The sequence below is a fragment of the Lishizhenia sp. genome, from assembly GCF_057456495.1.
Genome location: NZ_JBVCPV010000192.1, coordinates 1 through 5,507 on the forward strand (window position 1 = coordinate 1; position 5,507 = coordinate 5,507).

The 5,507-nt window shown below is 38.0% G+C and carries 5 protein-coding genes and 1 riboswitch; of the genes, 4 read left to right on the top strand and 1 reads right to left on the bottom strand.

The window, feature by feature from the left end; genetic code table 11:
* Positions 1-304 precede the first annotated feature (304 nt).
* Positions 305-396: riboswitch (SAM riboswitch) on the bottom strand.
* A 167-nt stretch (positions 397-563) separates the two neighbouring features.
* Positions 564-812, bottom strand: a complete 249-nt coding sequence (locus AC22ZQ_RS12150) for a hypothetical protein (RefSeq protein ID WP_318959038.1) — start codon at positions 810-812, stop codon at positions 564-566.
* A gap of 88 nt (positions 813-900) precedes the next feature.
* On the opposite strand from AC22ZQ_RS12150, the gene AC22ZQ_RS12155 reads away from it, so the two are divergent.
* The 4 genes from AC22ZQ_RS12155 to scpA all read left to right on the top strand — a co-directional run bounded on the left by AC22ZQ_RS12155 (position 901) and on the right by scpA (position 5,488).
* Positions 901-1,059 (top strand): hypothetical protein, encoded by a 159-nt coding sequence (locus AC22ZQ_RS12155; RefSeq protein ID WP_318959039.1) that lies wholly within the window; start codon positions 901-903, stop codon positions 1,057-1,059.
* A gap of 95 nt (positions 1,060-1,154) precedes the next feature.
* Positions 1,155-1,808 (top strand): hypothetical protein, encoded by a 654-nt coding sequence (locus AC22ZQ_RS12160; protein ID WP_318959040.1) that lies wholly within the window; start codon positions 1,155-1,157, stop codon positions 1,806-1,808.
* A gap of 267 nt (positions 1,809-2,075) precedes the next feature.
* Positions 2,076-3,356, top strand: coding sequence for a methylmalonyl-CoA mutase family protein (locus AC22ZQ_RS12165; RefSeq protein ID WP_318959041.1), 1,281 nt, complete (start codon positions 2,076-2,078; stop codon positions 3,354-3,356).
* A complete protein-coding gene (scpA, locus tag AC22ZQ_RS12170) occupies positions 3,356-5,488 on the top strand; it encodes a methylmalonyl-CoA mutase (RefSeq protein WP_318959042.1) in 2,133 nt (710 codons plus the stop codon). The genes AC22ZQ_RS12165 and scpA overlap by 1 nt, the downstream gene beginning before the upstream one ends.
* Positions 5,489-5,507 lie beyond the last annotated feature (19 nt).

Sequence of the window (5,507 nt, forward strand, 5' to 3'; positions counted from 1 at the left end):
CCACCATCGCGTTGGGTTGGTGTCTGCTGAAAGAGCATGACAAATCCAGATTACATTACTGGCCTCGTTGTTGAGTTTACCAAAACTTTGATAAGCTACAATGAGGTCTTCTAATTTCTCGCCAGATTCCAGAAAAAAATCCTCCTCTGTAATCCATTTCTCCACGTTATTTTTCATTCAAAAAAAAATTTTGGAGCGATTGCAAAAAGTAAAAATTCACAGCAAGGACAATGACTTGCGCAATTTTTATGTAAAAACAAATTTGGAAATTGCCGAAGCTAGAATTTCACCGTTTACATCACTCAATTTATCTATCAGGAATTGGCACCGTGCTCATCGTTTGAGCGGGTTGCCAGAGGGTCATAGAGCCTGTCTCTCACCTCTTCTATATAAATCGAGGAACGCGTGTTCTTCGACGCTACAAAGATAGAGTAGAATAAATTTGAATTACAAGTAAATTCTAAAAAATAATTTCTAAAATGCTTTAAAACTCAATATTTACGGGAGTTATAGACATAAAAAAAGTCCCGAAAAATTTCGAGACTTTGATGAAGTTAGAAAACTTAGCGAACTAATTTGTCCAATCTTCTAACTTTTAGGGGTAGCGATTTTGTGGCCAAATTTCTATCTACTTTTTTTACGGGATAATTTTTAATGATTGCATCGGGAGCTGGTTTTTCAATCCACAGCTCAACCGCCCTTGCACAAGTTCTGTACAACGGATTTTTTTCTTCTTCTTGGGCACTAGCTACACCCGCTAAAAAGGTAAACATAGCAGTTAACGCAATGGCTTTATACATGAATGTTTTCATTTGTTTAGTTTTAAAATCTATGTTAACGATTTCAAAAGCTATGCCATCTTTTTTATATTTAGAGAAAAGTTAATTTTGCCGAATAAAAATGCAGAGCTACATTTTGGCCTTGATTCCTGCTTTAATCGCGGGATCTGTAAATAGTTATTATTGGTACACCCGTGGTTACAGAGGTGGAAAGTTGTTTTTCATGGGAACCATTGCGTTTTACGGCATCACCTTATTGATATTAAATTTATTTAAATAATGCACCTTCTACGCAACCATCTACAAAGTTTAATCCAGAGTATAAAGCTCCTGGTAAAAGGAAAGTTCCTCGTATTCTTTATACCCGGAATTTTAGTGAGCTTTTTCTTTTTCATATTGGTCAATATCATCCATTTTATTTTTGGCCTACTGGATTATGCTGGAGAAATTCCTTGGGTGGGAAGTAGTTTACGAACTGGCTTCGCGGCGATGGACACATGGAGTGAGGTGGGGTTAATTTACATCCTACAATTTTTTATTCTAACCTTACTTTCTCCCTTTAACACAGTACTCAGTGAACGTATAGAAAATGAGGTAACAGGCTCTACTTTTAAAAGTACTTGGGAACAAATCATAAAGGATGTTATACGCATGATAGGGATTTTATTAATCGGTCTTGTGATTGATATTTTTCTCTTTATTCTTTGGGATTTAACCTTGGCAAACTTGTTCAACCTAGATGCACTCACACCAGTTTACCTGCTTATTATCAATAGTTTTTGGTTTGGATTTACGTTTTACGACTTCTCATTAGAACGTCATAAAGTTTCAAGTAAAAACAGTTATAAATTTGCCCTAAATCGTTTCGGTTACATGATTTTGACAGGAGCTTTATTTACCTTGTTGTTGCGTTTACCATTTTTTGGTGTTGCAATAGGTTCTGTTTTAATGACGGCAGTAGCTACATTAAACTTTTTGGCCATTCAGCAATATTCAAAGAGGGACAGTAGCGGTAGCTTGGAGGAGTAAAACTGTACAAAACACAGGTAAAAAGAGCGACAAAAGGAGCTCCTTTGCACCCTAGTTTTGAAGTTGTTTTAGTACTCCAACTTTAGCGGATGGCCCGGTGCTTAAAAAAGCTGATAATTTCCTTAAAATTAGAGGGCTTTTTGGAGCGACTTTGCCCCTTCTTTTAAAATTTCACAGAATTCTTTCTGATTCGCTCTCTTACAAGGGTGTTACTCCTCTTTAGTTTTTTATTTTTGTGGATAGCGCTGAGCGATTGAAACGAAAATTATGAGTGATTTTTTCAAAGATTTTACAATACCCAGTTTAAAAGACTGGCAAGCAAAGATTACCAAGGATTTAAAAGGTAAAGATTTCGAGGAATCGATGACCAACAATTACCCCTTGGAAGAAATAAGCTACAATGCAAACTACCACTACTCTACTTCGCAAGTAGAAGAGGAATACCCGGGAACCGGAGATTACAAAAGGGGTGGTAGATTTGACCAGAATTCCTGGGAAATCATGGCCGAGGTTCCTTCTGATTTAGATGCTAAAGCACAGAACACTTATGCTTTGAATGCATTGATGAAAGGAAATACTGCCTTGCGCTTAGACTTTGGAAACTTCTCTTTGGAAGAATGTAAAACTGTAGTTGAAAATATAGGCTTTGAACACATACATGCCTTTATTACAGTAAACAACGAAGAGCAATTTAGTTTTGCTCAAGAAATTGCTAACCAAACAGAAAATAAAGTTCGTATCCTTTCTAAAAATTCTGTAGCCAAAAACATATGTATAGATGCTAGAGAAGTATTGGTAAGTGGAGGGAATTCAACGCAAGAAATTGCCTATGCTTTGCACAGAGGTCATGAGGAATTACATTTATTAATTGAAAATGGTGTAAGTGTTGACAACGCTGCGGCTTGTATACACTTTAAACTTGGAATTGGTAATCTATACTTTTTAGAAATTGCCAAATTCAGAGTACTGCGCAAATTATGGAGTTTTATTGTTGAACAGTACCAACCAGAGCATGCTTGTTCTAAGGTAGCAACCATAGAAGCGCAATCTATAGATGTGAACAAATCTGTAAAAGATCCTTATACTAACTTGTTGCGTTTAACAACAGAGTGTTTAAGTGCTGCGGTTGGAGGTGCTGATTTTATAGTTGTACGTCCGTACGATCAAAGAGCAACCCAAAAACGCCCAGAATTCACACAACGTATGGCCAACAATATTTCCTTGATTTTAAAGGAAGAATCTTACATTGATAAAGTAATAGACCCTGCTGGTGGTGCTTACGCATTAGAAGCAATTACTGAAGTGTTAGAAAAGAATGTATGGAAACGTTTCCAAGCACTAGAAAATGGTGAGATGGACACTTTTGTTGCCGATGTGAACGCTATAAGAGCACAACGTATTGCAAGTGTTGAAGCAAAGAAAAACACCTTAATAGGAATCAACAAATTTCCGAACATTACAGATGAAGACAACACGTGGCAAGCTGCTGAAAAAACGGTGTTTGGAAGTGAATTAATTTTAGAAAGAGACGCTAAAGTGGAATTGTAATGGAAAAGGTAGATTTTAGAAATATAGATATTAAGTCAACGGCGTCTGCACCAAAGCAAGAAGCTAAAGAAATATTTGATACGGCTGAGAAAATTAAATTACAGAATTTTTACAGTAAAGCAGATATTAAAGACAGTAAGCACACGTCGTTTGTAAGTGGTTTACCTCCTTATTTGGGGGGACCTTACTCTACGATGTATACCGTAAGACCTTGGACGATTCGTCAGTATGCCGGATTTAGTACAGCAGAAGAGTCGAATGCCTTTTACAGACGTAATTTAGCGGCTGGACAAAAAGGTTTATCTGTTGCCTTTGACTTGGCCACACACCGAGGATACGATTCTGACCACGAGCGCGTGGTGGGTGACGTAGGTAAAGCAGGTGTTGCAATAGACAGTATTTTGGACATGAAGGTTTTGTTTGATCAAATACCTTTAGACAAGATGTCTGTTTCTATGACCATGAACGGAGCGGTGATTCCGATTATGGCTTTTTACATTGTAGCCGCTGAAGAACAAGGTGTAGATAAAAAAGACTTGGCAGGAACTATTCAGAATGACATTTTGAAGGAGTTCATGGTTAGAAATACCTACATCTATCCACCAAAGCCATCCATGAAAATTATTTCGGACATCTTTGAGTACACTTCTCAAAACATGCCGAAGTTCAACTCTATTTCTATTTCTGGTTACCACATGCAAGAAGCAGGTGCAACAGCAGGAATTGAGTTAGCTTACACGCTTGCAGATGGTTTAGAATACTTAAAAGCGGGTATTGAAGCAGGTTTAAAAGTAGATGAATTTGCACCAAGACTTAGTTTCTTCTGGGCCATAGGTATGAACCACTACATGGAGATTGCTAAAATGAGGGCAGGTCGTTTGATTTGGTCGAAATTAGTAGCGCAATTCAACCCGGAGAATCCAAAATCTTTGGCGTTAAGAACGCACTGTCAGACTTCTGGATGGAGTTTAACAGAACAAGATCCTTTTAATAATGTTGCAAGAACATGTATAGAAGCTTTGGCTGCTGCATTTGGAGGAACACAATCTTTACACACCAACGCTTTAGATGAAGCCATTGCTTTACCAACCGACTTCTCAGCTCGCATTGCGCGTAACACGCAAATATACTTGCAAGAAGAAACAGGAATTACAGATGTAATAGACCCTTGGGCGGGTAGTTACTACGTGGAGAAGTTAACCGAAGAGTTAGTAGACAAAGCGTGGGAACTAATAGAAGAAGTTCAAGAATTAGGTGGAATGGCAAAAGCCATAGAAACGGGAGTTCCGAAAATGCGTATAGAAGAAGCTGCGGCAAGAAAACAAGCGCGTTTAGATGCTGGAAAAGACATCTTGGTAGGAGTTAACCGTTATGAATTAGAAAAAGAAGATCCGATTGAAATATTAGAGGTAGACAATACTAAAGTACGTTTATCACAAATTGAACGCTTAGAAAAACTAAGAGCTGAAAGAGACGATGCGAAAGTAAAAGCTTCTTTAGCGAAATTAGAAGAAGTTGCAGCAACAGGTAATGGAAACTTATTAGCAGCAGCCGTAGATTGTGCGAGAGATAGAGCTTCTTTAGGTGAAATTTCTGCAGCTATGGAAAAAACTTTCGGAAGATACCAAGCTACAATTCGATCAATTAGTGGAGTTTATTCATCAGAAGCAATGCAAGATAAAGATTTTGAAAATGCACAGGCTTTGGCCGATAAATTTGCCGAGTTAGAAGGAAGACGTCCTAGAATTATGGTTGCAAAAATGGGACAAGATGGTCATGACAGAGGAGCCAAAGTAATTGCGACATCTTTTGCAGACATAGGATTTGACGTAGACATAGGTCCATTGTTCCAAACACCGGCAGAAGCGGCTAAGCAAGCGGTAGAAAATGACGTTCACGTATTGGGTGTTAGTTCATTGGCTGCAGGTCATAAAACATTAGTTCCGCAAGTAATTGCTGAATTAGAAAAATTAGGACGTGGAGACATTATGGTAGTTGCAGGAGGAGTAATTCCGCAGCAAGATTACGATTTCTTATACGAAGCAGGTGTGTTCGGAGTGTTCGGACCGGGAACAAAAATTTCCAAAGCTGCCCAAAACATCTTAAATTTATTAATTGAAAGTACGAAATAGTCGTTTTTATACATAAACG